Source organism: Dyadobacter psychrotolerans, from assembly GCF_004349265.1.
Lineage (GTDB): Bacteria > Bacteroidota > Bacteroidia > Cytophagales > Spirosomataceae > Dyadobacter > Dyadobacter psychrotolerans.
This window is the reverse complement of record NZ_SMFL01000011.1, coordinates 95,263-121,516: the sequence shown is the minus strand read 5'-3', so window position 1 is coordinate 121,516 and position 26,254 is coordinate 95,263. Positions and strand designations below refer to the sequence as shown.

At 42.4% G+C, this 26,254-nt stretch carries 18 protein-coding genes, 1 tRNA gene and 2 pseudogenes; 11 read left to right on the top strand and 10 right to left on the bottom strand.

Annotated elements, in window-relative coordinates:
• The first annotated feature begins 719 nt into the window (after positions 1–719).
• The 7 genes and pseudogenes from E0F88_RS24665 to E0F88_RS24640 all read left to right on the top strand — a co-directional run bounded on the left by E0F88_RS24665 (position 720) and on the right by E0F88_RS24640 (position 11,474).
• Positions 720–4,223: a PVC-type heme-binding CxxCH protein gene (locus E0F88_RS24665; protein WP_131960956.1), complete on the top strand. Its 3,504-nt coding sequence runs from the start codon at positions 720–722 to the stop codon at positions 4,221–4,223.
• Between the two features lie 140 nt (positions 4,224–4,363).
• Complete coding sequence (locus E0F88_RS24660) at positions 4,364–7,348, top strand: SusC/RagA family TonB-linked outer membrane protein (RefSeq protein WP_131960955.1); 2,985 nt, start codon at positions 4,364–4,366, stop codon at positions 7,346–7,348.
• Positions 7,349–7,370: 22 nt separating this feature from the next.
• A complete protein-coding gene (locus tag E0F88_RS24655; protein WP_131960954.1) occupies positions 7,371–8,954 on the top strand; it encodes a RagB/SusD family nutrient uptake outer membrane protein in 1,584 nt (527 codons plus the stop codon).
• Between the two features lie 124 nt (positions 8,955–9,078).
• Positions 9,079–10,461: an aminopeptidase P family protein gene (locus tag E0F88_RS24650; protein WP_131960953.1), complete on the top strand. Its 1,383-nt coding sequence runs from the start codon at positions 9,079–9,081 to the stop codon at positions 10,459–10,461.
• Positions 10,462–10,546: 85 nt separating this feature from the next.
• A pseudogene (locus tag E0F88_RS34845) lies at positions 10,547–11,007 on the top strand (DUF6934 family protein).
• The gene (locus tag E0F88_RS33790; RefSeq protein ID WP_165940145.1) at positions 11,004–11,150 is read left to right on the top strand and encodes a hypothetical protein; all 147 of its coding nucleotides are present in this window, start codon (positions 11,004–11,006) and stop codon (positions 11,148–11,150) included. The pseudogene E0F88_RS34845 and the gene E0F88_RS33790 overlap by 4 nt, the downstream one beginning before the upstream one ends.
• A gap of 123 nt (positions 11,151–11,273) precedes the next feature.
• Positions 11,274–11,474 carry a DUF4177 domain-containing protein gene (locus tag E0F88_RS24640; RefSeq protein ID WP_131960952.1) on the top strand — a complete coding sequence of 67 codons (201 nt, stop codon included), beginning with the start codon at positions 11,274–11,276 and terminating at the stop codon, positions 11,472–11,474.
• 119 nt (positions 11,475–11,593) lie between these two features.
• Here the strand turns inward: E0F88_RS24640 and E0F88_RS24635 are convergent, their stop codons facing one another.
• Together E0F88_RS24635 and E0F88_RS24630 are read right to left on the bottom strand one after the other, a co-directional pair.
• A complete protein-coding gene (locus E0F88_RS24635; protein ID WP_131960951.1) occupies positions 11,594–13,147 on the bottom strand; it encodes a M20/M25/M40 family metallo-hydrolase in 1,554 nt (517 codons plus the stop codon).
• Between the two features lie 146 nt (positions 13,148–13,293).
• Positions 13,294–15,462: a glycosyltransferase family protein gene (locus E0F88_RS24630; RefSeq protein ID WP_131960950.1), complete on the bottom strand. Its 2,169-nt coding sequence runs from the start codon at positions 15,460–15,462 to the stop codon at positions 13,294–13,296.
• 191 nt (positions 15,463–15,653) lie between these two features.
• On the opposite strand from E0F88_RS24630, the gene E0F88_RS24625 reads away from it, so the two are divergent.
• Both E0F88_RS24625 and E0F88_RS24620 read left to right on the top strand, forming a co-directional pair.
• Positions 15,654–15,956 carry a hypothetical protein gene (locus E0F88_RS24625; RefSeq protein WP_131960949.1) on the top strand — a complete coding sequence of 101 codons (303 nt, stop codon included), beginning with the start codon at positions 15,654–15,656 and terminating at the stop codon, positions 15,954–15,956.
• 59 nt (positions 15,957–16,015) lie between these two features.
• Positions 16,016–16,252, top strand: a complete 237-nt coding sequence (locus E0F88_RS24620; RefSeq protein ID WP_131960948.1) for a hypothetical protein — start codon at positions 16,016–16,018, stop codon at positions 16,250–16,252.
• 36 nt (positions 16,253–16,288) lie between these two features.
• Here E0F88_RS24620 and E0F88_RS24615 read toward each other — a convergent pair whose 3' ends face one another.
• The 8 genes and pseudogenes from E0F88_RS24615 to E0F88_RS24580 form a co-directional block, all read right to left on the bottom strand.
• On the bottom strand, positions 16,289–17,686 hold the full coding sequence (locus tag E0F88_RS24615) for an SGNH/GDSL hydrolase family protein (protein WP_131960947.1): 1,398 nt from the start codon (positions 17,684–17,686) through the stop codon (positions 16,289–16,291).
• A 408-nt stretch (positions 17,687–18,094) separates the two neighbouring features.
• Positions 18,095–18,496 carry a PIN-like domain-containing protein gene (locus tag E0F88_RS24610; protein WP_131960946.1) on the bottom strand — a complete coding sequence of 134 codons (402 nt, stop codon included), beginning with the start codon at positions 18,494–18,496 and terminating at the stop codon, positions 18,095–18,097.
• A 22-nt stretch (positions 18,497–18,518) separates the two neighbouring features.
• Positions 18,519–19,193 (bottom strand): DUF433 domain-containing protein, encoded by a 675-nt coding sequence (locus E0F88_RS24605; protein ID WP_131960945.1) that lies wholly within the window; start codon positions 19,191–19,193, stop codon positions 18,519–18,521.
• 441 nt (positions 19,194–19,634) lie between these two features.
• Positions 19,635–20,874 (bottom strand): annotated as a pseudogene (hsdR, locus tag E0F88_RS34840) (EcoAI/FtnUII family type I restriction enzme subunit R); the annotation flags it as partial.
• A 132-nt stretch (positions 20,875–21,006) separates the two neighbouring features.
• Positions 21,007–21,080: transfer RNA gene (locus tag E0F88_RS24595), tRNA-Asn, on the bottom strand.
• A gap of 165 nt (positions 21,081–21,245) precedes the next feature.
• Positions 21,246–21,527, bottom strand: a complete 282-nt coding sequence (locus E0F88_RS24590) for a hypothetical protein (protein ID WP_131960944.1) — start codon at positions 21,525–21,527, stop codon at positions 21,246–21,248.
• Between the two features lie 31 nt (positions 21,528–21,558).
• A complete protein-coding gene (gene rsmG / locus E0F88_RS24585) occupies positions 21,559–22,179 on the bottom strand; it encodes a 16S rRNA (guanine(527)-N(7))-methyltransferase RsmG (protein ID WP_220466374.1) in 621 nt (206 codons plus the stop codon).
• Positions 22,170–23,300: a glycosyltransferase gene (locus tag E0F88_RS24580; protein ID WP_229213904.1), complete on the bottom strand. Its 1,131-nt coding sequence runs from the start codon at positions 23,298–23,300 to the stop codon at positions 22,170–22,172. Before E0F88_RS24580 ends, rsmG begins: the two co-directional genes overlap by 10 nt.
• Before the next feature lie 112 nt (positions 23,301–23,412).
• Between E0F88_RS24580 and tgt the strand changes: the two genes are divergently transcribed.
• Positions 23,413–24,546 carry a tRNA guanosine(34) transglycosylase Tgt gene (gene tgt / locus E0F88_RS24575; protein WP_131960941.1) on the top strand — a complete coding sequence of 378 codons (1,134 nt, stop codon included), beginning with the start codon at positions 23,413–23,415 and terminating at the stop codon, positions 24,544–24,546.
• A gap of 222 nt (positions 24,547–24,768) precedes the next feature.
• Entirely contained in the window at positions 24,769–26,223 is a 1,455-nt protein-coding gene (locus tag E0F88_RS24570; RefSeq protein WP_131960940.1) for an OmpA family protein, read from the top strand.
• Positions 26,224–26,254: the final 31 nt, after the last annotated feature.

The window sequence follows — 26,254 nt, the reverse complement described above, 5'->3', positions numbered from 1 at the left end:
CAGCCTCAGTCAGAGGCTGTTTTTTTATTTTACCATACCCAAAAATCACCGAATAAAATCCTTCAAATTGCCCGTTTCACAAAACCTGTAACCGATTTAAGTTAATATCGGTAAAAAAGTAGCTAATACATAGCAAGTTTATGTTATCTCTTACGGGTAATTTTACAAATAGATAATAATAAGTTAATCTTATCTTATTCTAATGTGCAGCTTTATTATCATACTCATCCCACTTTAAATCCTGCCAAATATGACAAAGAAGAATATTAAAAAACACCGGGCTAAGATTTCAATGGTTACGCATACAACGGCGTAAGATTCACGGGTTAAAAGTTTATTTAAAAAGGTATTAAACCGACAAATGAGATATTCTGCTAAACAGGCAGACAGGAATTTTATTGCCTGTAAATTTTAATAAATACAGCAATCAAACTTTTGGCTTTCGATACGTCCCGTAGACCTGAAACATCGTAACGGCGGGAATTTTTGTAATAATGATCTGTTTTGTAATACTTAAACTTATAGGAGATAATCCTCCAAAACGGAAGAAAATAATTTAATCAAAAACATTTAATCAAAAAGTTTAATGGCTTGCCCGCGGCAATTCCAAACGGTTTCTTACATCCTGAAAATTCGGTAAAACCTTCTGATCTATTTTATATAAACCAAACTTTTGAACAAAAGCAATTAGTAAAGACTAATGCTTTAAGCTAATGAATATGAAAAAACTCCTACTTATCTTAATTTGTTTTCTGCTGACCGAGAGTTGTTCCCAAAAGTCAAGACCCGTTCAGCAGGCCGCGACTCCGGAAGCTAAACGTCTTGAAATACTTTTTCTCGGACATGAAAGCCGACATCATTTTTCGGAAAAATTTTTCCCGATGCTGGCGCTCCCGTTGTTTCAAAAAGGAATTAACCTTACCTACACCTCTGATCCTAATTCCCTGAATGCAGAAAATCTAAGCCGGTACGATGGTATCATGATTTATGCAAACCACAATACCATCACCGCTCCGCAGGAATCTGCATTGAAAGAATTTGTGGAAGGAGGCAAAGCGCTGATTCCTCTACATGCCGCATCTTTCTGCTTCCAGAATTCCGACTGGTATATTAAAGCGGTCGGCGGCCAGTTTTCAACACATAAATACGGAACGTTCACCGCACCCATTATCAAACCGGAACATCCTGTTATGGCCGGTTTGAAAGAGTTTGAAACCTGGGACGAAACTTATGTCCACTCTAAACTGAGTCCCGACAATGTCGTACTGCAGGAGCGCGTTGAAGGCAATCATCATGAGCCATGGACCTGGGTTCGTCAGCAGGGAAAAGGCCGCGTATTTTACACGGCATACGGTCACGACGAGCGTACCTGGAAACAGAAAGGCTTTCACGATCTTGTAGCAAACGGCGTTTTGTGGGCGGTTAATGATCAGGCCAAAGAACAATATGCCCGGATGAAACTTCCCGTGCAGGTATTTCAGGATGCCGATGTACCCAACTATGAAAAACGCGACCCGGCACCGAAATTCCAGCTACCTCTTTCTCCCGAAGAATCACAAAAACTGATACAGGTTCCGGTTGACTTTGATCTGCAACTATTTGCTTCTGAACCAAATGTGGTTAATCCTATCGCTATGGCCTGGGATGAAAAAGGACGATTGTTTGTCATTGAAACAGAAGACTATCCAAACGAAATCCGTACCGAAGATGGCGGCGGAAAGGACCGTATCAAGATTTGCGAAGACACGGATGGCGACGGTAAAGCAGACAAGTTTACTGTTTTTGCAGATAACCTGAACATTCCTACCAGTCTGACTTTTGCTAACGGAGGTGTTATCGTTGCGCAGGCTCCGCATTTTATATTTTTGAAAGATACCAATGGCGATGACAAAGCCGATGTCCGCGAAAACATCATTTCCGGCTGGGGTAAAAGTGATACGCATGCAGGACCTTCCAACCTGAAATACGGGCTGGATAACAAAGTCTGGGGCGTGCTTGGCTATGCCGGTTTCCGCGGAACGGTAAATGAAAAACCGGTTAATTTCAGCCAGGGTATTTATCGTTTTGAACCCAATGGAAAAAATCTGGAATACATTGGCCGCACTTCCAATAATACCTGGGGACTCGGTTTCTCCGAAGAATTTGAAGTGTTCATCTCTACCGCAAACGGAAATTACAGCGGGCACTTTGCCATGCCTTTGGAATATGTTAAACGGTCTGTCGCAGAAGGCTCAGGAAATACGGTTTACAAACTCGATTCCCACTACGACATGAACTACCTGACACCGGCATTACGCCAGGTTGATTTTCATGGCGGGTTCACAGCTGCTGCCGGTCACAATCTTTACACTGCCAGAAATTTCCCTAAATCTTACTGGAATGCAACCGCCTTTGTTTGCGAGCCTACGGGCCGGTTAATCTACCAGGCTTTGCTTAAACCAAAGGGCGCAGGTTACAAAGAGAAAAACGGCTTCAATCTGCTGGCCGGTTCAGATGAATGGTTCGCCCCGGTGCAGGCAGAAGTTGGGCCGGATGGGGCTGTCTGGGTTGCCGACTGGTACAATTTCATCATTCAGCATAATCCTACACCACGTGGTTTTGAAAACGGAAAAGGCAATGCATACATCAATCCGCTACGGGACAACAAACACGGACGTATATACAGGGTCGTTTACAGAAAGGCAAAACCATATACACCTGTTAAGTTGGACAAAAACGATACAGCAGGGCTTTTGGCAGGATTAAAAAACGACAATATGTTTTGGCGTACAACCGCCCAAAGACTGATTGTAGAGTCGCAGAATAAAACGCTAATTCCCGAACTTCTGAAAATGGTAAATGATCAGTCGGTGGATGAAATTGGATTAAACAGTCCTGCCGTACACGCGCTCTGGACACTACAGGGATTAGGTGCCCTTGATGGTTCAAATGAAGAAGCTTATCATACCGTCGTTCGCGCCATGAGGCATCCTGCGGCAGGTGTGCGTAAAAACGCGGTAAAACTGCTCCCAAGAACCGAAAAGGCACTTTCCGCTTTAAAATGGACAAATTCAATTAACGATCCCGATCTCAAAGTCAGACTGGCAACCATACAGGCCCTGGCAGATCTGCCTGCCTCTGAAGAAATCGGAAAGATACTTTATCTGGCCGGACAGGAATCTGAAAATGCGGCGGATGAATATCTGGCACAGGCTATCTTTTCAGGTGTTATCAAACATGAAGCAGGTTTCAAAAATGCTTCGGCAAGGTTAAAAGATTCTACACTTACTGCCCGTATCGAGCGCGGTCTGGTACAGGAAACATATGTACTGAATTTGTGGGCACCTCCGGTTTTCCCGCCCGTAGTAACAAACAAAGAAATTACGATCAAAGCCATTATTACAAAAGCACAGGAAGAACTTTCGGGTGTAATTACTTCTCAGGGAAACAAAGAAAACGGTTACAGCCTGTACATGGAAAACGGAAAGCTTTACTGGCTGGTGAAGCAGGACGGAAAATCTTACAAAATCAACTCTGACCAGAAACTACCGGGAGAAAGATTTAATACCGTTGCTACTCTCTCTGAGGGAGGCATAATGACACTGGCCATTGAAGATGAAAAACCTGTTACCGGCAAAGCTGCTTCTCTGTTTACAAAACCATTTACACCGGATGAAATACGCCTGGGCCGCGACCAGAGAGACGAAAACCGGGTCGGCGATTATCCTGAAAACTTCCGGCTGCAAGGCTGGCTGGACGTCAAAAGTACAATGCATCTCAACCAGGTTGTTAAAGACAAAAATGATAAAAAACTATCAGTTGCAACACCGGAAGAAAAGCCGGCTATGATGAAAAAGGGTGTGGGAACACCAATTACGATCAATCTGAAAGTGATTGAACATGAAATGAAGTTTGATAAGAAGACTTTCACGGTTAAAGCCGGCCAGAAAGTAACGATCCGTTTCACCAATCCTGACTTTATGCAGCACAATCTGCTGGTTGCAACGCCCGGAAGTCTGGAGAAAGTGGGAGCCGCAGCTGATCTGCTTGCCCGTGAAGCCAATGCCATTGCACTGAACTACGTCCCAAAAATGCCTGAAATCCTGCATTCAACCGAATTGGTGAGTCCGGAAGGGAATGCAACACTGGTATTTATTGCTCCTGAAAAACCTGGTGATTACCCATTTTTATGCACGGTCCCCGGCCACTGGCGCATCATGAACGGAATCATGAAAGTTCAATAAACTACTGTCTTAAACTTAAACCAAATGCTTATGAAAAAAGAAAATACAAACGATGAGCAAACCAGATCCGTTGCCCGCGAAAGTACTCATTAAACGAAAAATGGCTATTTGAAACTTCTACCACCATCTAACATTAAAACATGAAAAGAAAATTAACCAGACTTATCCAGGATACATCCGGCTACCTGTTTTGCAGCCTTGCACTGATGTTTTTCCTTTCAATAAATGCAAAAGCTTTGGCTGCAGACCGTCAGATTACGGGAACGATTGTATCATCGGAGGATAAAAATCCTTTGCCCGGCGTAACAATTATTGTAAAAGGAAATAATGCGATCGGTACGGCTTCTGATACCGAAGGAAAATTCAAACTGACTGTACCCGAAGATGCTACTTTGATATTGAGCTACATCGGATATGTAAGCCAGGAAATTGCTGTTGGTAATCAAAGCAGTATTACCATTGAGCTAGCTCCGGACCAGAAACAGCTTGCAGAAGTTGTCGTGATCGGTTACGGAACCCAGAAAAAAGGAGATGTTACCAGTTCGGTTGCCAGTATAAAAAGAGAAGATTTTATCAAAGGAACCGTTCGTGATGCAGCTCAGCTTGTACAGGGAAAAGTGGCTGGTTTACGTATTACAACACCAAGCGGATCGCCTACGGCAAATACACAGATCAACCTTCGCGGCATCAATTCCATCAACGGAACATCTGATCCTTTGATCCTGATTGACGGTGTTCCCGGCGGATTAAATACCGTAGCTCCCGAAGATATTGAATCTGTGGATGTTCTTAAAGACGGCTCAGCTGCTGCGATTTACGGAACCCGTGCAACAGGCGGTGTAATCCTGATCACCACCCGTAAAAACCGTGCAGGTTCACGTTCGACGATTGAGTATTCCAACTACGTAAATATTCAAACCATTGCACGCAGACCGCAGTTACTCACCGGTGACGATTACCGCCAGAAAATTGCGGAAGGTATTCCTTACACAGATTACGGCGGCAATACCGACTGGCTGGATGAAATCATGCAAAAACCGGTTAGTCAAAACCATAACCTTACTTTTTTTGGAGGAAACAGCACGACAAACTTTACAGGTTCGGTCAATTATCGTAACTGGGAGGGTATATTTTTAAGATCGGCACAAAGCAGGTTTACAGGCCGCGCGGATTTGAATCATGCGATGTTTAAAAATAAACTTAAAACCAACATCCAAATGATCAGCCGGACCATCAAGGCAGATGGAACGGGAGACGGCGAGTACGGTTACATTTATCGTCAGGCAATGATCCGTAACCCTACCGACCGGGTTCGTACAGAGACAGGTGCATGGCAGGAACGTGACGGATATTTTTACGAAAACCCGGTTTCACGTATCAATGAAGCCAACTATGAAGGAGTTTCCCGGGAAATGCGTCTTAGCGGAAGTTTAGATTACGCTCCTATCGACGACCTGAATTTCAAACTTTTGGTTTCAAACGTTCAGAGTACCAGCCTCGACGGGTATTCTACCACGTTTAATCACACAAATACAAGACTAAGCAATCAGAATGCGACTGCGGGAAGATCCACAACGGCAAACGATGAAAAACTTCTGGAGTTAACCGGAAATTATGCCAAGTCGTTTGGGAAACACCGCTTTACATTACTGGGCGGATACAGCTATCAGCAGGCAGTTTACGAAGCATTTTCAGCAAGCAACTGGGATTTTCCAACTGATGCATACGACTGGAATAACCTTGGAGCCGGAGGTGCTTTGCAAAAAGGACAGGCGGCAATGAGCAGTACCAAAAACAAATGGCAGCTTGCCGGTTTTTTTGGACGACTGACTTACAGCTGGAACGAAAAATATCTTTTGATGGCAAGTGTCCGTCGTGAAGGTTCGTCCCGTTTTGGTGTCAACAACCAGTGGGGAACATTCCCTGCGGCTTCTGTTGGATGGAGAATCAGCAAGGAGAGATTTATGGAAGGTTTAACAGGAGTTTCTGAAATTAAACTCCGTGCCGGTATTGGTGTAACAGGTACCATCGCAAGCAGCCCGTATCTGTCGCAGATCAGTTATAATTTCAGTACAGGCCAGGGTGCTTACGTAGGCGGGAAATGGGTCCCTGGCTTTATCCCGGCTCGTAACTTCAACCCAAACCTGCGCTGGGAGAAAAAAGAGGAAGTCAACGCAGGTATTGACTTTGGATTTATGAAAAACCGCATCAACGGTTCGGTTGATTTTTACAGCCGTAAGGTGAAAGATCTGCTTTATAACTTCCCGGTGCCGGTTCCTCCGTATCTGACAGGATCGATGCTGATCAATGCAGGAACAATGAAAAATGACGGGTTGGAAGTTTTACTAAACATTGTACCTGTCCAAACGGAAAAATTCCAGTGGAATACAGGCTTTACCTACTCCACCAACCGCAACAAACTGGTGAGTCTTTCCAACGATCAGTTTAAGGCAAGCAATGACTTTTTCGATGCTGGTGCTACCGGTGAACCGATTCAGGTTTCTACCCACCGTGTTAAAGTCGGAGAGCCAATCGGAAGGTTTTTTGTCTTAAAAAGTGTTGGTGTCGATGACAAAGGCGGATGGTTGGTTGAAAACAAAAACGGGGAAGTTATCCCGATTGCGTCTGCCAAACCGGAAGACCGCCAGTACTATGGAAATGGTATTCCAAAACATATTGTGGGCTGGAATAACTCGGTTCGTTACAAAAACTTTGACTTGGCTGTAAACATGCGCGGCGCATTTGGCTACGACATTCTGAATTTCCAGAGCATGTTTTATAACAACCCGAAAAACAAAGCTTACAACATGCTGAAAACTGCTTACGATCCGATTGACGGCAAAGTTCTGAACAATGATCTGGTGTATGTATCAGAATACATTGAAAACGGTAATTACTGGAAAATTGACAACGTAACATTCGGATATTCTCTGCCAAATAACCTGGTCAAAGGAATGAGAAACGCACGGATATTTGTATCAGGCCTTAACCTGGCGACGATCACGAAGTATACAGGTATCGATCCTGAAGGTGTGTCGATGACCGGTTTCTTCCCCGGAAGTGATCAGCGCGACAAGTACCCAACCACCCGTACTTTCACTGCCGGACTAAGCGTAACATTCTGATCAACAACAACCATTTGACACAATGAAAAAGAAAAACACCATATCTCTCTTTCTGGCATCCATGATGGGAGCTGCATCTTTGTACTCCTGTACAGACCTGAAAGAAGAAGTTTACTCTGAGGTACTTTCAAGCAGTTACCAGCCAACTGAAAAAGATTTGCCTGCTGTTATCGCCCCGGTTTATTCTTCACTGCGTGCGCTTATGCTCGGATGGCAGGGATACTTTGATTTGCAGGAAGAGTCTGCGGATGCAATTATTACGCCTGCCCGCCCCAATGGCTGGGATGACGCCGGCACCTACCGCCGCATGCACCAGCATACCTGGACGTCCCTTCAATGGCAGCCTGAAAACGCATGGCAGAGTTCTTTCAGAAGTATCACCACCGCCAACAGGGTTTTATCTCAGATTGCAGACGGAGAGATTCCTGTAACGGCCGGCAAAGAGGCGGTTGAAGCAGAACTAAAAGCAGTACGCGCCCTGGCCTATTATCTGCTTTTAGATAACCATGGCAACGTGCCGATCGTTACCAACTTTAAAGATGTAACACTTCCAAAGCAAAGCACCCGTAAGGAAGTATATGAATTTATCGTAAAAGAGCTGACTGATGTAATGCCTTTCCTAAGCGAAAATGCTTCGACAACGTACGGGCAGCTTAACAAATGGGGAGCAAAAGCACTTCTTGCCAAAATTTATCTGAATGCAGAAGTATATACAGGAACACCACAGTGGGCAAAGGCTATTGAACAGGCAGATGAAGTAATCAAAAGCGGGAAATATGCATTGGATGCCAACTATTCTGATGTTTTCACCTGGACCAATTTCAATTCAAAGGAAATCATCTTTGCCATTCCTTACGATGAAATCTATGGTACCGGAAACCAGATCCACATGAAAACGCTGGATCCGCTCAGCAGAACGGTATATCCGATGAATGCCGGTCCATGGGGCGGGAACTGCGCTGTTCCTCAGTTTATCGACACCTATGATACAGAAGACAGCCGTTTGACAGATACATGGATTATGGGACCTCAAAAAAATGCGACCACAGGCGCAGTTGTAATTACCTATGTAAAATCGGTACCGGCTATGGAGAAAACTGCTTCAACCGATGGATACAGAATTGGCAAGTATAAAATCAAGCCCAATGCTACGGCCAGTCTTGATAATGACTTTCCACTTCTTCGCTACGCCGATGTACTGATGATCAAAGCCGAAGCATTGTTACGCACCGGTAAGGCAGATGAAGCAGCGGTAATCGTAACGGATGTGCGTAAAAGAGCTTTTAAGAATAATCCGACAAAAGCAACTGTTACCGGAGCCGATCTGGCAAAAGGAAGCAAGTATGTATATGGCTATCAGGCGGCTGATGGCAGTATTACCGAACGCCAGGGTGGAGATGATGTTAAATTTGGCCGGTTCTTTGACGAACTGGGCTGGGAATTTGCAGCAGAAGCCCACCGCCGCCAGGATATGATCCGCTTTGGAATATATGAAACAAAAAAATGGTTTAATCATCGTCCTCAGACCGGTCAGCGTGCATTGTTCCCAATTCCACAGACCGAGCTGGATAAAAATACAAACCTGAAACAAAATCCGGGTTACTAGAAGTACAAGTTAAGTTTGGTTAGGTAGTGCTCAATCTTGCTCATTGACATTTAATGTTGATGAGCAAGATTTTTTAATGTAAAATTGCCCGATAATTGTCAAAACACATAAAACAGAAACAATCATGTTTTCTCAGGATACCTATATAAAAAGAAGACAAATATTAAAGCAGAAAGTAGGCAGCGGCCTGATCCTTTTTCTTGGCAACGAAGAATCAGGAATGAACTATCGGGACAATGTCTACACTTTCCGCCAGGACAGCAGCTTCCTGTATTATTTTGGGTTGGATGCAGCTTCTTTACATGCCGTTATTGATATTGAAAACGATCAGGAAATTATTTTTGGGGATGAACTTACGATTGATGACATCGTTTGGACAGGCCCAAAAGAACCACTTACAGAGAAGGCTGCAAAGGTTGGCATTCAAAAAGTAAGACCGTCCAAAACACTTTCTGAATACCTGAAATCGGCTCAAAATAGTAAACAAACGGTTCACTTTCTGCCACCTTACCGAGCAGAACATTACCTGAAATTACAGGAATGGCTGGAAGTAAATCCCGCACAAGCCTCCCAGCTGGCATCCGTAACGCTGATCAAGGCCGTTGTTTCGATGCGTTCGTACAAGTCTGAAGAAGAAATCACAGAAATTGAAAAGGCTGTGAATACTTCCGTAGATATGCACCTTGAGTTCATGCGGATTACGCAGCCCGGGTTGACAGAAAAACAGGTAGCCGGAAAATTACAAAGCCTCGCGATCGGGCAAGGCGGAGATATCTCCTACCCAATTATCCTGACTGTAAACGGAGAAATTCTCCATACGCACACAAGGGACCTGGTTATGCGGGATGGGCAGCTGTCATTATGTGATGCGGGTGCTGAAACCGCGATGCACTACTGCGGTGACCTTACACGCACGATCCCGACCGGCAAGAAATTCACAACCATTCAAAAGGAGATGTACGAAATTGTCCTGAATGCGGAAGAATCAGCAATCAGAGCTTGTAAGCCTGGCGTTTTGTTTAAAGATGTTCACACGCTTGCCTCCACCAAACTGCTGGAAGGTTTGAAAGAGGTTGGTATCATCAAAGGCGATCCGGCTGAGGCTGTGGCAAACGATGTACACACGCTTTTCTTTCAATGCGGCCTGGGACACATGATGGGCCTTGACGTCCATGACATGGAAAACCTGGGTGAACAGTACGTAGGTTACACCGAAGATCTTAAAAAAGGAACAGCATTCGGATGGAAGTCACTCCGTATGGGAAGAGCGCTGGAACCGGGCTTTGTGGTAACCGTAGAACCGGGGCTATACTTTATCCCTACCCTGATTGACCGCTGGAAATCAGAAAACAAACTTTCTCAATTTATCGATTACAACAAACTGGAAAGCTTCCGTGATTTCACAGGTATTAGGATTGAAGATGATATTGTAATTACGGAAACCGGAAACAGGATTCTTGGAAAGGAATTGGTGAAAAGTGTTGAGGGAATTGAGGGATTGCGGTGATAATATTTCGATTTGTAACAGTTGATAGTGACTTGCTTTAATTTTTACTGTCTCCTATGAGGCACTAAAAAATCCAAAGCATGAAATGAAGCATCCAAGATATCCATACAAATCTGAAGAACAATTTCTCTTTTTTGAGTTTGTAAGCGAAGGGCCAAAGGGTTTAATTAAGAAGGTAGTACAGTACACGAAAACAACCACTGAAAACGTATTCAATATTGGTTTTGAAGATTATAACGAAAAACAGAAAGCATTAATGATCTTTCAATCACCAACAATGGTGATGCCGTAAAGGTCTTGGCTACCGTTGCTTCAACTATTTATACGTTCACAGAAAAATATCCCCAAGCCTGGATATTCGCGACAGGAAGTACAACCGCCAGAACAAGGTTATATCGAATGGGTATAACTAACAACCTGTCAGAAATCTCTGAAGATTTTATTATATTTGGATATAACAGCGAAGGAATTTGGGAGAAATTCGTAATTGGCAAGCTTTACGAAGCCTTTTTACTTACCGAAAAAGAAAATGAGATTGAACTATGAAAGCAAAAGAATTAAATCAGTCAAAGGTTCATGTAATAGTTCTGGACAAAAAACTGGAACAGTACAGAGAGAAAATTCTGTTTCCGGAAAAAGTTAAAAAAGCCAGCGATATTCTTTCAAAAACAGGCCTTCCTAAACGTTGAAAGTAATAAAATATATAGAGTAATATCTTTTATTGACTTACTATTGTAATGAAAGTATTATACTTCCTTTACCTTCAAACAAGTCAGTTAAAAGAGCCCTTGTCTTATCCAAAACCACTAAATATGAAAGACTACAAAGTAGAAGCATTAATTTATTACACTAAATTAACTTTTGATTCAGAACATATTGTAAAAGAATCTAAGGAAGAAATACAGGAGCATCTGGATGCGTATGCATCAAAAGGATACAGACTTGCATCAACGAGTTCAACCAGTTTTGGTGCGGCGGTTTATATATACCTGTATTTTGAAAAAGATATCTGACAGATTGATATCAGTTTATCTGTTTAAAATTTAAGTGATACCAAATCATATAGTATCAAAAATGGCAACCCACACAGTTTCTGCTGCATGGGTTGCCATTTTACTTAAACAAAAAACGATTACCGCCCCATTCCCGTAGCCGGACGTGGTTTTGGCAATTCCTTCCTTGGAATTTTCTGATCCAGCTGAGCTGTATTGTAAACGAATGCAGCCACAACAACCGCCATTTGCTTCAAATCATCCATCACAAGACGTTCGTAAGTATCCACGTTGGTATGGTGCGTGCGGGTATTGTACTCAATTCCATCCTGAATAAACTGAAAACCCGGTAATCCCAGTGCGTCGAAACTCTGATGATCCGTGCCGCCTGTATTACGTGATGTGATCGTTGGATGATCGATGATGTCAGAAAAAGGTGCGAGCCATTTTTCGAAGATCGCACGCGGCCCTTCATTTCCCTGAAGATAAATTCCGCGGATACGGCCGGTTCCGTTGTCAATGTTATAATATGCTGACAATTTTTCGTGTGCCGGCAAAAGTTTCATTGTCTGCGGATCACCGAATGTATTTTTCACATAATTCCGTGAACCATGCAAACCCTGTTCTTCACCCGACCAAAGTGCGATACGGATCGTTCTTTTTGGTTTCAAACCGGCAGCCTGCAATATTCTTACCGCTTCCATCATTACCGTGCAACCCGCAGCATTATCGGTAGCGCCGGTTGCGCTGTGCCACGAATCTAAGTGACCGCCCAGCATGACAATTTCATCTTTTAGTTTTGGATCTGATCCCGAAATTTCAGCGATGACATTACCGGTTGTCAATTTTTTATCATAAAAAGTAGTTGCCGACTCTGCTTCAAGGGTTACAGGAATTCCGCTTTCTACCAAACGGGTGATAAGCCCTGCATGCTCCGGAGCCATATCAAAAGCCGGTCCGGCGATCGGAGAATCACCTCTGTAAGACGAACCGCCGCTGGTAAAAAATGTGCCATGTTTACCCGCCCGTCCCGACAGCTCAAGACTGATCTTTTGGGATTTCATGGTACTGTCTACTTTATTACGGAAAGTACGCGCACCACGCAGGCGTTCCATTTGTTCCGGTGTAAAATTCCCCTGACCAAACGGCTGCGAATTGGTCATTTTTTCAAGATCCTCCTCTGTATACCGGATCGCGTCAGCTTTAAAAGTAGGATCTGTATCCATAGCACTCTTCGTCAAAACAATTTTGCCTGCCAGTTTGCCATTTGCATACTTTTTCAAATCCTCTTCATTCTGGATATCGATCACAACGACTTCTCCTTTCACAACGCCTCCGGTTCCGGCGGTCCATGCTTTCGGAATACCGATAAAAGGCATGTAATACGGTTTTGTCATGGCCAGATAACTCTTTTCAACCTGCCATCCCTTACCAAATTCACCCCATTCTTCAAGTTTGGCATTTTTCAAACCCCAGTCTTTTAATTGTTTTACAGACCAGTCCGCGGCTCTTTGAAAACCGGGAGAATTGGTCAGCCTTGGCCCTGATACGTCGGTCAGCTGCATGGCAATTTCCTTTACTTTTGAGTTTTCCATACCTTCCTTGCGTATTTTAGCAAGAGCGGCCTGATCCACATCCTGCGCAAACAAAAAGCCCGGACACAAAAGCATTAAGGGATAATAAATTCGTTTCATAAAAATTGAAAAAGCTGTTGAAATTAAAATGATATGTAAATGTAATTATTTTCGTCAACTAGTTTATTAACATTAAAAACGAACTATTTTTTGTTGTATTTGCAATATTTTATTTTGCTTTTGAGAACTGTAGCAACATTTATAAATTAAAACAGATACCGTTCACAGCTGCTTTTTTTCAGTTTGACCAGGTAGAGCAACGGAGAATTATAGACGGTATCAATATTTGCGATTGGAATCAAATTCTTAATCAATCCGGCGTCATCCGCCAGGATATAATCATAACAGTAATCCTTCTGTGCATTTTTAAGCGCCATAAATTCTTTGTGATAGCGGATATATTCCATCCGTCCCGGTCGGTCCAATCTTTCCGTTATTGCTGCCTGATAATGATAAAAACCCACTCCATTCAAAAACAAAACCCCGATATTCTTTCCATTTTGATTGATGTGATCCAGCAGCGGTCCAAAACTGTTATAGTGTTCCAGGTGGCTTAAAAAATATCCTTTAGTGCGGTTAGTGGCAAAAACCGTTGCGGAGCGGTCGTCCTCAAAGTATCCGCATTGATCCAGCAAAGCAAAAACCTTTCTCCGTTCCTGAAAGTCCGGCCATTTTTTTAGGACATGCCATTCATTCGTTGTTTTAAAATCGTAATAACGACTTACATTTTTTTCTAATATTCTCCCCTGGGCGCTATCCGCCTGGTAAATGGCAACCGGAATATGTGCAATGGTTTTTTGTGCTATATAAACCAGAGGCAGCAACGCCTTGTTAGGATTACCATAAACGAAAACCGAAGAAAGCAACATAAGCGGAACAGCCATATAAGTAATATTCCATTTTAACACCTGACTGTATAAATAACTTACCATCACCGCTCCCATGGCAAAAAACGGCATGTGTGTTCTGCTGCTCCATAATTGAAATTTTAGCAGGGAACAAAACAGTATAAATCCCGCCAAACCGCAAATCCAAAACCATTTGATATCGCGTTTTCCACGAAGAAAAAACAGCGGCAAACTGGCCAGTATGATGAGAATGAAATGAAATGTATTCGATGCCATATCTTCATGTACGGAATATCTGACACGAAACCAGTCCAGCCGCAGAGCCGGATCGTCAACATCCATTCCTAGTTTTTTATGAAAATCCTTCATGCCATTTTCAACAAATAAATTATAGGCTGTGCTGGGAAGACCTAAATGCAAGCTTGAGTTTTTAATGATTCCCGACACGGTAAACATTACCGAATGTTTATCCACAGGAATTTTTTCGGCAAAAAGCGCTGTACCTTCCGGCGGACTCATCACACTTCCGAATAGTTGATAATTCCGGCTAAAAAATGGCGTAAAAACAAGTGACATCATCACTATTGCCAACAACAGTGTTTTAACAGAAAACAAAAATCCGTATTGAATCAGAATTCTTATTCCGAAATAAATAGTGAAGGGAATTGCAAAAATAAAAATGGTATACTTCGTAAAGCCGCCCAGCGTCAATGACAACAGCATCATCAGAAGTGCTGACAAAGTCTTTTTTTTGAGCAGATCAAATCCAAAATAAACAAAGGAAATAAAGAAAAAACAGGCTACGTAATCAACCTGTGTACTTGTGCTTTCAAAAATACCGATTGGCAAAGTCAAAAGAAAAATGCCCGCAAGCAACTGTCCATTGGCTTTCATTCCCATTTTTTTTGCCAGCAAACTAACAGCAGCTAATGAACCGATAAAAGAACCAAACTGAACCAGGCCGGCAAAATGGTCGGCACCGGAAAGCAAAACAGTGTGCAGAACGAGGTACTCAGCAAATACATTGAGATAAAGCTGAAAAATATGCTGAGTCGGGAAATGATCCAGGTTTTGATTAGTGACCCAAAACATAATCCGGTTAAGGTGGTAACTGTGTGAATCAAAATTATTTGCCGGAGCATAGATGGCCAGAAAGAGCAAAGGAAGAACAAAAAAGAGCAAACATGTAATCGTTAGAATTTTATTTGTTTTACCAATTCCTTTCAGCAAAACGGCATCACCGAGTAGAGCCAGTTTGTGCAAACGGATGCGGCCGGAGCGATGCAAATATGCAATCAAACCAAACAGAACAACGCACTGCAAAATCCAGAAAACCAGGGCAGATTTATAGGTGATGGCATCAAATGCAGATAGCACCTCGTTGTAAAAGAAGATTGTCGCACTGGTACCAATCAGCGAAAGAACTAGTGACAGCCGGATTTTAGAGTATACACCTTCTTCATCAAAAACAAGAAAAAACAGAAGGAAGAGCAAAAAAACAGCAAGTGGAAGTAAACAAAAACTCATTAAATATATTATCGGGAAGGTAAAAATTTGTAGTTTTCAAACGTTTCTCAAAGATAAAAGAATAGCCTTACCTTTTTAGAATAAGTACTAAACTTAGAGTAAGTACTATTACACAATTTTAGTATTAGGGCACAAATTTTTAGGTCGTTTTATAACCGCAGTCAATATTTCCGGAACATTCCATTTTTATCATGAACTCATCAGAACAAAAAGATTACGAACACGCTACGCCAACGGAGGACCAGGTTGAGGAAACGATTTCCATGATTTCCCGTAAACTGCAGCATCCTTCTCTGGACAGCGAACAGAATCTTGGGATAAAAAACGGCTACAAAGAAGCGTTGAAAATCCTGGTCGGTAATGTGCGGTCTTATGAGGAAATAAGTATGCTGCTGGAAGCCGGGCAGCCACTTTCGATTGCCGTAATGGCTGTTGACTACCTGAATGGGGAATGCAGCCAGAAGGCGCTGCTCGCAGTAGAAGGCGCGAAGTAGTTTGCTTTTAGGTAAAAGACTGAAATTTAATACTATATCGAAGTCAATATAATATCACCATGGGAAAAGGAAAAGACTTATTTGGACACTACAATGATCTTGGAAAAGAAAAAGGACCAGGCAGCGAAGAATGTACCTACGCAGGTGTGCTGTTCCAGGCACTTTTAATTTTAGGTGAAAGAAAAACTTTTGAATTACTGGAAGAAGCAGATTTGACAGGCAAAAAACTGGCACTCGAATATGCTGATGACCAAAAGGGTGATACGCCAACACCCAAGAGCGTCGTTTTGGTCTGAGAACAACGCCGGATTCTGCTTAACCGGCGTTGATACTTAATCTACCAGCTCACCTCTTATCAAAATTTTACCCATGTAAACAACAGAGCGGTCATATTTTGCCGGGTTTTGGGTAATGTCTTCCAATTGGTTTTTACCTAAAACTTCTTTTTTATCGGGTGAACTACCGCTTATTTTCAGGGATACAAGGTGCGCTCCTTCCGGCAATTCTATGCAGACAAACTGCCCGCGGTATCGGTTATTACAGTAACTGTTGAAACGGTTTAGATTATCTCCTTCGCCGGAAATGATCTTGTAACGGCTTGAACCCTCCCTGCTGAGCTTAACCGGATGCCCGTCCACCAACAAATCGAGCTGACCAGCTTCGGGGCCGCCAACGTCAAAAAAACCGAACATATTACCTTTGAACTTAATTGTCATTTCGCTTCCCGGTTTTTCGGCTTTCATGATATAAGGAAACCAGGTTTTGAAACCGCCCAAACCCGATTGCGCCGGATCAATACTTTGCCAGTCACCCGAAAACCTCGCACCCTTTAGCGGCTCGAACATGTGCGCGTTTTCCCAATTGTCGGGAAACAAGGGAGACGGAAAGTCAGGACTTTTCACCGATTTGTGACCCTGTAATTTCGCCATCGCTCTGGCAATCGCAGCAGCATACAAGTTTCCGCCTTCCTGCAAAGGATGCACGCCATCCTGTGAAAACACGAGAAGACTATCCGTCGATTTCAGATTTGATTTACCAATTAATTTCCCCTGTTTTTCAAGAAATGCCGGTTCTTCGGCAAGATGAATGGAAGGAATGTTATAGTGATCGGCGACGCGTTCAAGGCCCTGGATAACCTCCGGCACCTTTCCCTGTCCATAAATTTTCAGCTGATCTGCCCGGGCGGTGTAAATAAGACAAACAGAAGTTAACGGACTCAATTTTTTAGTTTGCCTGATAATGCCTTCGACACCCGGGGCAAAACCGCCGTTTACAGCAAATTCCACGAAAAGTAAGTCGGGCTTGTATTGCAGCACATGTTCATACAAACGGCAGACACCCAGGTCCGCGTCCGTTCCCGAAACCCCGGCATTAATTCCTTCAACCTTTACCCCCGGAAACATCGACTGAATAAATTTCGCCGACTGCGTCCTGTAAATGACATTGCTGAACGTGATACTACCACCGAGATAGGCAATGCGTAAAGTTTTATTGTTTTTGGCATTCCCGAAAAACTGCGGTAAACCACCTCGCACCACACATTCCGTGTCATCATAAAAGCTGCCGGGAACAACAACAGGCACCTCAGTAGAAGAAAACTGAAAAAACACAGAAGAAGCACTCGCCTGACTTGCAGCAATCAATTCCTCGTCCGTCTTTTTTTGCGCAAAACAATCGGATCCGAAAAGGCAGAGGGTTAGACAGAAAAGCAGGGTTGTTTTTAAAAACATGGTAACGTTGGTTTAGGACGTTAAAAGGGTTTGTTGGGGTGGGTTTTACTTGGGTGGGGACGCCCCCACTTTTAAGATTCTGCACTCTTGCCACCCTTCGGTCTTTATTTACTTCCAATAAATCACAAGATAACCACCTATTAAACCATTTTTGTATCAAATAAGCATTGTTAATAGATCTTATTTAATACAAAAATGTCTGAATAAGATTTTAAATGAATAAATACATCACTGTTTCTACCCGAGAAATTCCGAAGAGATTTTGTCCCCTTATGTCAGACTCCATTCAGTCAAACGAGTTTTTGTAAAGAATTTCATACACCATACATAACCCAAAGTATCTCTATTAAACACTTGCAGAGATTTGAATAATTTGGACGAACAGAGCGAAAAAAATCTGAACACGATTTACATACCCTCAAATTCCGAACTCTTTGAAGTACACCGAAAAGCAAATGTTCTTTTATTCCGGCATTTCTTTTTGATATCTCGCCAGCGTTTGATGACCTGTTCTACCTGTTCCCAGTAAGTATATCCATTTTTAGATGGTGGAGTTAGGAAAAAGATGCCTACTCCATGTTTTTCAAACAACTCGCGCTGCCTTCTGGACCTATGAATGTTAATATCTTGTGTTATTACCACTCCTCGCTCTTCACCAATTTTAGGAATCCAATCTTCGTCCTGGGCTCCCCTGCCAAATAATTTTCCGATAGACAAAACTTCAAAATCGTCATTGTTAGGGGATTCCAATATACCTAGTCCGTCAGCGATGTAAGGGGATAGATTTTCGTCGATGTAGATTTTCGTCATACTGTAACTTATTGAAGAGAAATCAAGCTACATGACGGTGAAAATCAATTGCATCTTGAACTTGTGTTGTCGGGAGGTCGTATATTCTTGCGATTAGGTCAGTTGATTCTCCACCGCGATATAGATTATAAACAGTTTCTGTAAGGATATTTGTGTTACTGATAACTGGTTGCCCAAACTGCCTATGAGGATCTATTACGATTTCAGAATCTCTCCCAAATGGATAAAAGCGCTTTGCCAGACTATCGTCGTCAAATTCAATTTTCTTACAAAAAGGTTCTAGAACCTCCTTAATCGTAATTTGGAGTGTTTCATCTGCTCGAATAATATCTCCGACTTCGCCTTTAAACAAAACCTCTTTCCCGTCGGTCAAAATTTTCGAGGTTGCAAATGGGTATGCTGTTTTATATACATCTTCCAGAACCTGATGAGCCCTTACGATTTTTTGCGCTGTAACACCAAGGGCACGAAGTTGATAAAAAGTAAAAAATTCGATCAAGGTATAGAAATTGGTTACCAATTCGGTTCCTGTTCCATCCGAAAAAGCAATCTGATCAGCCTTTCCAAAATGGACTTTCCAGTACTCATGCATCCATCTCCTCACCTTCGCATGGGGAAGGTTAAGGATGGCCGCAATATCTGGCAGGGTGTAAATACCAGTGCCTAAGCCGAATACAGATGATTTTTCGAATGCCATTTTGCAATTAGTCTTTTACAAAAAGACTAGGTAAGATTAAGAAAATACAACCACATATCAAACAGCGACTAGTTATGCAAAAATTTGATTTACAAGTGAGACAGGTAAAGGTTGAAGCAACTTGATTGTACAAAAGTTGGCGGTAATAACAGCATAAGAACGGCATTTTCATCTTTTAAGCATAGATTGATAAGATTATTCGATGCGATTAACATCTATCAAACCAATACTCAACTATGAAAAGAGAGGAAGAAATTAATAGGGTACATGGAGCGGGCACTCATGTAGTTCTATTAGGCGCGGGTGCATCATATGAATCAACGCTTCGAAATCCTGAGAAAAATGGAAAGGCAATTCCTTTGATGAGAAATATTGTGGAAATAGTTGGCCTTGAGAAGATAGTTGCGGAACTCCCAAATGAGCAAAGCGATCGTAACCTTACTGAAATTCTGATACCTTATACGCCACGATATCTGTTCGCTCAATAATGATAATGTTTCGATCAAAATCCTTACGGGTGTAAATACGGTCTTCTATTTCGTTTCCATCAATATCCGTTTTGCCCTTCTCAGGACGATAACCCTCTAAATCGATATTTAAACCAACTCTTATGACCCGGTAAGGTGCCAAAAATCCGTCGTCAATCCCTTGCTTTAAACTATATGTATAAATGGGACCACCAAAGTATTCGCTGTTACTGGCAGTTTCGCTTTCTTTTGGTGTCGCTGTAAGGCCAATTTGCGTTGCTTTTGAGAAATAAGATAAAACGTCTCTCCAGGAACTGTCTTCGCGAGCGCTACCACGATGGCACTCATCAATAATAATAAGGTCAAAGAAATCCTGGCTGAACTGTTTGAATATATTTTTTTCATCTTCCGAACCAGTTAATCCCTGATAAATGGCCAGGTAAATTTCATAGCTTTTATCAACTTGCCGGTTTTTGATGACAGTCATTTTATCTTTAAAATGCTTAAAATCGCCACGCCGTGTTTGATCGACCAGAGAATTCCGGTCAGCAAGAAAGAGAATTCGCTTTTTAGTTTTAGATTTCCAAAGTCGGTATGCAATCTGAAATGCGGTGTAAGTTTTTCCGGTACCGGTAGCCATAACCAATAATATCCGGTCCTGTCCCTTGGCAATTGCTTCCAAAGTTCGGTTTACAGCATTTTGCTGATAGTAGCGCGGGCGTCTCCCTGAACCATCAAAATAAATAATCCTGCTCTACTACCTGTTTGGCTCGTTCTCCCTCAAAGCCCTTAAACGCTTTATATTTTTCCCAGAGAAATTCCGGAGATGGAAAGTCATTTAACGAAAGCTCTTGTTCAATATGGCTTAAATTGGTTTTATCATGAAATAAAAACCCATCGCCATTAGAGCTAAATACGAAAGGTATATCCAAGATTCTCGCATAATCCAGTGCCTGCTGCATACCGGCACTTACTGTATGCTTGTTATCCTTGGCTTCAATAATAGCAATCGGTATATTCGGCTTATAATACAAAATGTAATCGGCTCTCTTGCGAACACCTCTCGCAGTAAGCCGTCCCTTTACATAAATTTTACCATCAGTAAAAAAGACTTCTTCCAGATATTGTGTTTGGCGGTTCCAGCCAGCACTTTCAATGGCAGGCGAAATGAATTTTGTGCAGATATCACGTTCGGAGAGTAATTTTTTAGACATAGGGTAAATTTTGTCTAATATAATGAATTTTATGGACGCGATTCATTTAATCTTGTGCAGATTTGTATGCAATTTGCATGATAGCGCATAAAAAAAAGAGTTACATTTTCATGTAACTCTTTGACTTTCAGGCTCCCGAAGTTGGGCTCGAACCAACGACCCTCTGATTAACAGTCAGATGCTCTAACCGGCTGAGCTATTCAGGAGTGTTTTTGCCTTTTTCTCCTCTGACGATGATCTGTCAGATGCTCTAACCGGCCGGCAAACGGTTTGTGAGCTATTCAGGAGTGTAAATCCGGTTGTTATTCCTAATTGTGGTGCAAATGTAAAACTTAGGAGTATACAGCGCAAGTCAATTAGAAAAAAAATTATTAACTCTGCACCTTTTCAAGTATTAACTCCTTGACTTTCTTGGCATCACCCTTTGTAAAATTATTGATAATTATTTCAGGACGCATTCTCGGAATCACGCGAATTGTAGAAAATAACACTCCGCTTTCGATTTCAACACCTGATATATCGGTATAAAACACAAAATTGTCGTTGCTTTTAAAAAGTTTTCTCACCTTAAAAGTCACTCCCTTTTCTCCAAAAGTTACTTCATCCGGGAAGAATGGATTCATCATCCCGCTGGCGCTGTATTTCTCGTTCATTTTAATTCAGGTTATATTTTGCTTTTATTGCTCACAAAGGTACATATACTACCTTCTTGGTTTCAAAAAAATCTTCGGTGAAATAGTCCGATAGCTCGTATATCTTCGTCTTTTGTTTCACTTCCGACAATTCTTCTGTGAGATCCCCACCTTTTAAGTATAAAATCCCGTTCCTGAGCGAATGAAATGAATTGCGGTTGATGTTTTTCTGTACCCAGCCAACGAACGGTTCAAGCCTGGTTACGGCACGACTTACCACAAACTCGTAGGTATCATCCAGCCTTTCGGCCCTCACCTGCTCTGCTTTTACGTTGGTAAGATTTAAGGCGGTCGCAATTTCCTGTACCACCCTTATCTTTTTACCAATACTGTCCACGAGATGAAACTGCGCTTCCGGAAAAAGTATCGCCAAAGGAATACCAGGAAAACCACCGCCTGTGCCTACATCCAAAATAGAAGTACCGGATTTAAACTGTAATACTTTCGCTATTCCCAGTGAATGCAGCACATGTCTTTCGTAAAGTGTATCGATATCCTGACGCGAAATAACGTTCACACGTGCATTCCAGAACTGGTACAATTCCTCAAGCCGCGTCATCTTTTCCTTTTGCGACTCAGTAAGATCAGGAAAGTACTTATTTATTAATTCCATGAAGTCCTTGGTTTTCGTTTTGTAAGTGTAATCAGGCCAAATATCAGGTAGTAGACATATAAAGCAAAATCCATAAAAAGGAAAGTTGCCCATTCCACGGTTTTGCCTAGCTTTATGTTGATCAGAATTAAAAGAAGAAGCTGTATCACCCAGCGCACCCCAAATATGATCCCGACACCTGCCATCACTATGATATTATTTTCCCAAATTCCAACAGCGAGTGTTGCGATTCCTGCTGTCCACACAGCTACATGTGAACCTGAAAGTAATCCCAACAAAATTTTATTTCTTGTCCTGTAAAAACGGCTGACAGACAAATGCCGCTGCTTTTGCCGGTACCAGTCCGACCAGGTTGTCTTAGGCTGCGAATAAGCAAAAGATTCAGGTTCAATTGAAATCGCCGCATTGGTGCTCGTTGCGGCTTCATTCATAAAAATGTCATCGTCACCGCCAAAGATCCGGCGATGTGTGTAGAAACCTTTATTAGCAAAAAACAGTGATCGCTTGTAAAGGATATTTCTCCCCACGCCCATGTAAGTTAATCCTGCAAGCGAGAAGGACAAATACTGAACAGCTGTATAAAAAGTTTCGCAGCGGATAAACCAGTTTAAAAGACCCGACCGCTTCTCATAAGGAGAGAAACCCAGGACGATATCCTTTTCATCATTAACATGCGAAGCCATTGCGGCAATCCAGTGTACCGAAGCCGGCCTGCAGTCGGCATCCGTCATGAGCGCAACCGGGTAATTGGCCTGCTTCATGCCGACGGTCAAAGCATATTTTTTGGGAGTGATATGGTCGAACTGGTCATTGATCCGGATATACCGGATATTTTTCCACTGATTGATATTTTCACGGATAAACTCTTCACTTCCGTCATCCGAACGATCGTCGAGCAAAATCACTTCAAACTCAGGATATTCCTGCGCATCAAGTAAAGGGAGAAGTTCTTCCAGATTTTCTCTTTCGTTCCAGGCACAGACCAACACGGTGATTCCCGGTAAGGCTCCGCCGTAATTTGTATTCTTGCCGTAAAATGCCAGACGTGTGAAAAAATAGAAGTAATAAAACAACTGGATAAGCACAAATGCCCCTAACACATAGAGTAAATAATCCGCCACAATTGAAGAGAGTTGTAAATTTTTCCCATATTCTAACACAAATATACGGTCATTGTCAGGAATGTTAGAATCCTTAATCCTATTTTTGCAGTCCAACATTTTAAAACACTGAATGAATTTCACACTCCAGGTTGAAGACACCCAGTCGAAGGCAAGGGCCGGATTAATCGAAACAAGCCATGGGACGATTCAGACACCTATTTTTATGCCTGTGGGAACTGCGGGCACCGTGAAGGCCGTGCATCAGCGCGAATTGAAAGAAGATATAAAAGCGCAAATAATATTAGGTAACACCTATCATTTATACCTTAGGCCAGGGCTGGATATTTTAAGCAAAACGGGAGGTCTTCATGGCTTCAACGGCTGGGATAAACCAATCCTGACAGACAGCGGCGGCTACCAGGTGTATTCACTTGCAGGCACGGGGCGTAAAATCAACGAGGAAGGTGTGGTATTTAAGTCACACATTGACGGTGGCGTACACACATTCACCCCGGAAGGGGTAATGGACATACAGCGTGTCATCGGCGCAGACATTATTATGGCGTTTGACGAATGCACGCCCTACCCCTGTGAATATTCCTATGCAAGAAACTCTATGGAAATGACGCACAGATGGTTGGGCAGATGCTGCTCCCGGTTTGACGCCACAGCGCCTTTGTATGGGTACCATCAGACACTCTTTCCTATAGTACAGGGAAGTGTTTATAAAGATCTTCGGAAACAATCGGCCGAGACCATAGCATCCTACGAACGTGAAGGAAATGCAATCGGCGGATTATCAGTGGGTGAGCCTGCTGAGATGATGTATGAGCTTACCGAAGTTGTTTGTGATATTTTACCAAAAAACAAACCCCGCTACCTGATGGGCGTGGGCACACCTGCCAACATTCTTGAGTGTATAGCACTGGGCGTAGATATGTTCGATTGTGTAATGCCTACCCGTAACGCACGCAATGGCATGATTTTTACCACAGAAGGCATAATCAATATCCGAAACGAAAAGTGGAAGGACGACTTGTCGCCGATTGATGAAAACCTCGGCGGTTATGTAAGCACTTTCCACTCTAAGGCATACCTTAGGCATTTGGTTAAATCAGCAGAAATGCTGGGCGCGCAAATAGCAAGCGTTCACAATCTGACTTTCTACTTATGGCTTGTAAACACGGCCAGAGAGAAAATTATCAGCGGTGAATTCTTATCCTGGAAAAAGGAAATGGAAAAAAAATTAATGCAACGGCTTTGAAAGTTCAAAAAAGGACGTTTGTTTAGGGAAGTTTTTCAATGAAATCACAGGAAAGTTTCCTAATTACGTAAATAGAGGTTGATTTAATGATATTGTTAACCTAATTTTGTGCCCGCTAGGCTTATTGATTAGAAATAAAAGGCCATGGAACATTTACTCTTTTACTCATAATTGACTATTAGATCAATCCTAGTTAATCTTAATAACGCTAACTTGAATAGTATGAAAAAAGTATCCCAGTTGATTTATTCGTTTGCCTTGGGCGCGATGGTGGCTTTGCCTTCGTTCGCACAACCTTTAGAGCAGCCGAATTCTCCGGACTACAATCCTAAAGCTACCTACGACGGTCCTTACAAGATGAACACCTGGTCAATTTCTGCCCACTTCGGACCATCTATGTTTTTTGGAGACCTTAGGGAATATGACTTTTGGCCGGTAACAAAAACTACAATAGACAGACATAAAGAGTCTGGTACTTTTCAAGGAGGACTAACGATTAATAAACAACTGTCTTATCTTTTTGGAGCACGTCTTGACGGTTCCATTGGAAACCTTAGAGGGATGAAGAGCCGTATGTACGGACGTTACTTCGAAGGAGACTATTTCGATGTATCTCTTGCAGGAACTGTCAATTTGAAAGGCCTTTTAATGGGACCTAACAAAATGAAGAGATGGAAAGTTGATGTTTATGCAGGTATCGGACAGGTATTCTACGACGCAACTGCTTATAGCCTTGTAGGTGGAGCGACTATTCGCGAAACAGGCAAAATGAATGACTGGATGATCCCAACAGGATTAAATGTAAGTTATGAACTTAGTCCACGTCTTGATCTTGGTCTTGACTTCCGTTTAAATCATACCAATTCTGATTATCTGGATGCGACCTATGGCGGAGATTATTCTCTTGATCCAAGCGATGGCTTTAATATTCAAAATCAGAAAACGTCACGTAAAGGAAACTCTGAACTTGACTCATACGGTTACGGTTCAATTCAGTTGACTTACAAATTGGGTAAAAAACCACTTAAAGTTAAAAAAGTGGATGGCAAATGGGATTACAGACCGGAAGATGGTTATTACAACCTGCGCTATACAGATCCAAAAGTATTGTTAAAAGCACCGAAAATTCTTACACTTGAAGAAATGGACTCCGTTGCGAAAGCAAACCGTCCGAAAGATATCGACCCACGTTTGTTACTTGATACAGATGGTGACGGTGTTTCTGATTTCTTCGATAAAGAACCTAACTCACCAGCCGGAAGTATCGTAGATGGTAGCGGTCGTGTTCTTGACTTTGATACTTACGTGAAAAACGCTTTGGCAACTGGTGCGGCTTGCAGCGAAATATTTGCAAACGTTCAGTTTGAAACTGACAAAAACGTTATCAAACCTGAGTTCCAGGATATGTTGAAAAATGTTGCTCAGCTGATGAACAAAAACGGATGCCGTCTGCAGCTTGCAGGACACGCTGACCGTCGTGCAACAGATCGTTACAACATGGCTCTATCCCGCCGTCGTGTGGATGCAGTTAAAAACTTCCTGATCAACGAAGCAGGTTTAACAGATCCTAGCAAAGTGATCATCGATTACTTCGGTTCATTCAAACCAATCGCTGACAGCGCAACACGTGATGGTCTACAGAAAAACCGTCGTGTTGAATTGAAACTTCTTCCATAATCATTGGAAGTAACCAATCAATAAGAAAGGC

What these genes read in the sequence shown, in the direction of transcription:
- E0F88_RS24610 (WP_131960946.1), bottom strand. Translation starts at nt 18,496, where the DNA reads ATGACGAAAATCTACATCGACGAAAATCTATCCCCTTACATCGCTGAC.
- E0F88_RS24660 (WP_131960955.1), top strand. Translation starts at nt 4,364, where the DNA reads ATGAAAAGAAAATTAACCAGACTTATCCAGGATACATCCGGCTACCTG.
- rsmG (WP_220466374.1), bottom strand. Translation starts at nt 22,179, where the DNA reads ATGGAATTAATAAATAAGTACTTTCCTGATCTTACTGAGTCGCAAAAG.
- E0F88_RS24620 (WP_131960948.1), top strand. Translation starts at nt 16,016, where the DNA reads ATGGGAAAAGGAAAAGACTTATTTGGACACTACAATGATCTTGGAAAA.
- tgt (WP_131960941.1), top strand. Translation starts at nt 23,413, where the DNA reads ATGAATTTCACACTCCAGGTTGAAGACACCCAGTCGAAGGCAAGGGCC.
- E0F88_RS24655 (WP_131960954.1), top strand. Translation starts at nt 7,371, where the DNA reads ATGAAAAAGAAAAACACCATATCTCTCTTTCTGGCATCCATGATGGGA.
- E0F88_RS24615 (WP_131960947.1), bottom strand. Translation starts at nt 17,686, where the DNA reads ATGTTTTTAAAAACAACCCTGCTTTTCTGTCTAACCCTCTGCCTTTTC.
- E0F88_RS24665 (WP_131960956.1), top strand. Translation starts at nt 720, where the DNA reads ATGAAAAAACTCCTACTTATCTTAATTTGTTTTCTGCTGACCGAGAGT.
- E0F88_RS24625 (WP_131960949.1), top strand. Translation starts at nt 15,654, where the DNA reads ATGAACTCATCAGAACAAAAAGATTACGAACACGCTACGCCAACGGAG.
- E0F88_RS33790 (WP_165940145.1), top strand. Translation starts at nt 11,004, where the DNA reads ATGAAAGCAAAAGAATTAAATCAGTCAAAGGTTCATGTAATAGTTCTG.
- E0F88_RS24650 (WP_131960953.1), top strand. Translation starts at nt 9,079, where the DNA reads ATGTTTTCTCAGGATACCTATATAAAAAGAAGACAAATATTAAAGCAG.
- E0F88_RS24630 (WP_131960950.1), bottom strand. Translation starts at nt 15,462, where the DNA reads ATGAGTTTTTGTTTACTTCCACTTGCTGTTTTTTTGCTCTTCCTTCTG.
- E0F88_RS24570 (WP_131960940.1), top strand. Translation starts at nt 24,769, where the DNA reads ATGAAAAAAGTATCCCAGTTGATTTATTCGTTTGCCTTGGGCGCGATG.
- E0F88_RS24635 (WP_131960951.1), bottom strand. Translation starts at nt 13,147, where the DNA reads ATGAAACGAATTTATTATCCCTTAATGCTTTTGTGTCCGGGCTTTTTG.
- E0F88_RS24590 (WP_131960944.1), bottom strand. Translation starts at nt 21,527, where the DNA reads ATGAACGAGAAATACAGCGCCAGCGGGATGATGAATCCATTCTTCCCG.
- E0F88_RS24605 (WP_131960945.1), bottom strand. Translation starts at nt 19,193, where the DNA reads ATGGCATTCGAAAAATCATCTGTATTCGGCTTAGGCACTGGTATTTAC.
- E0F88_RS24640 (WP_131960952.1), top strand. Translation starts at nt 11,274, where the DNA reads ATGAAAGACTACAAAGTAGAAGCATTAATTTATTACACTAAATTAACT.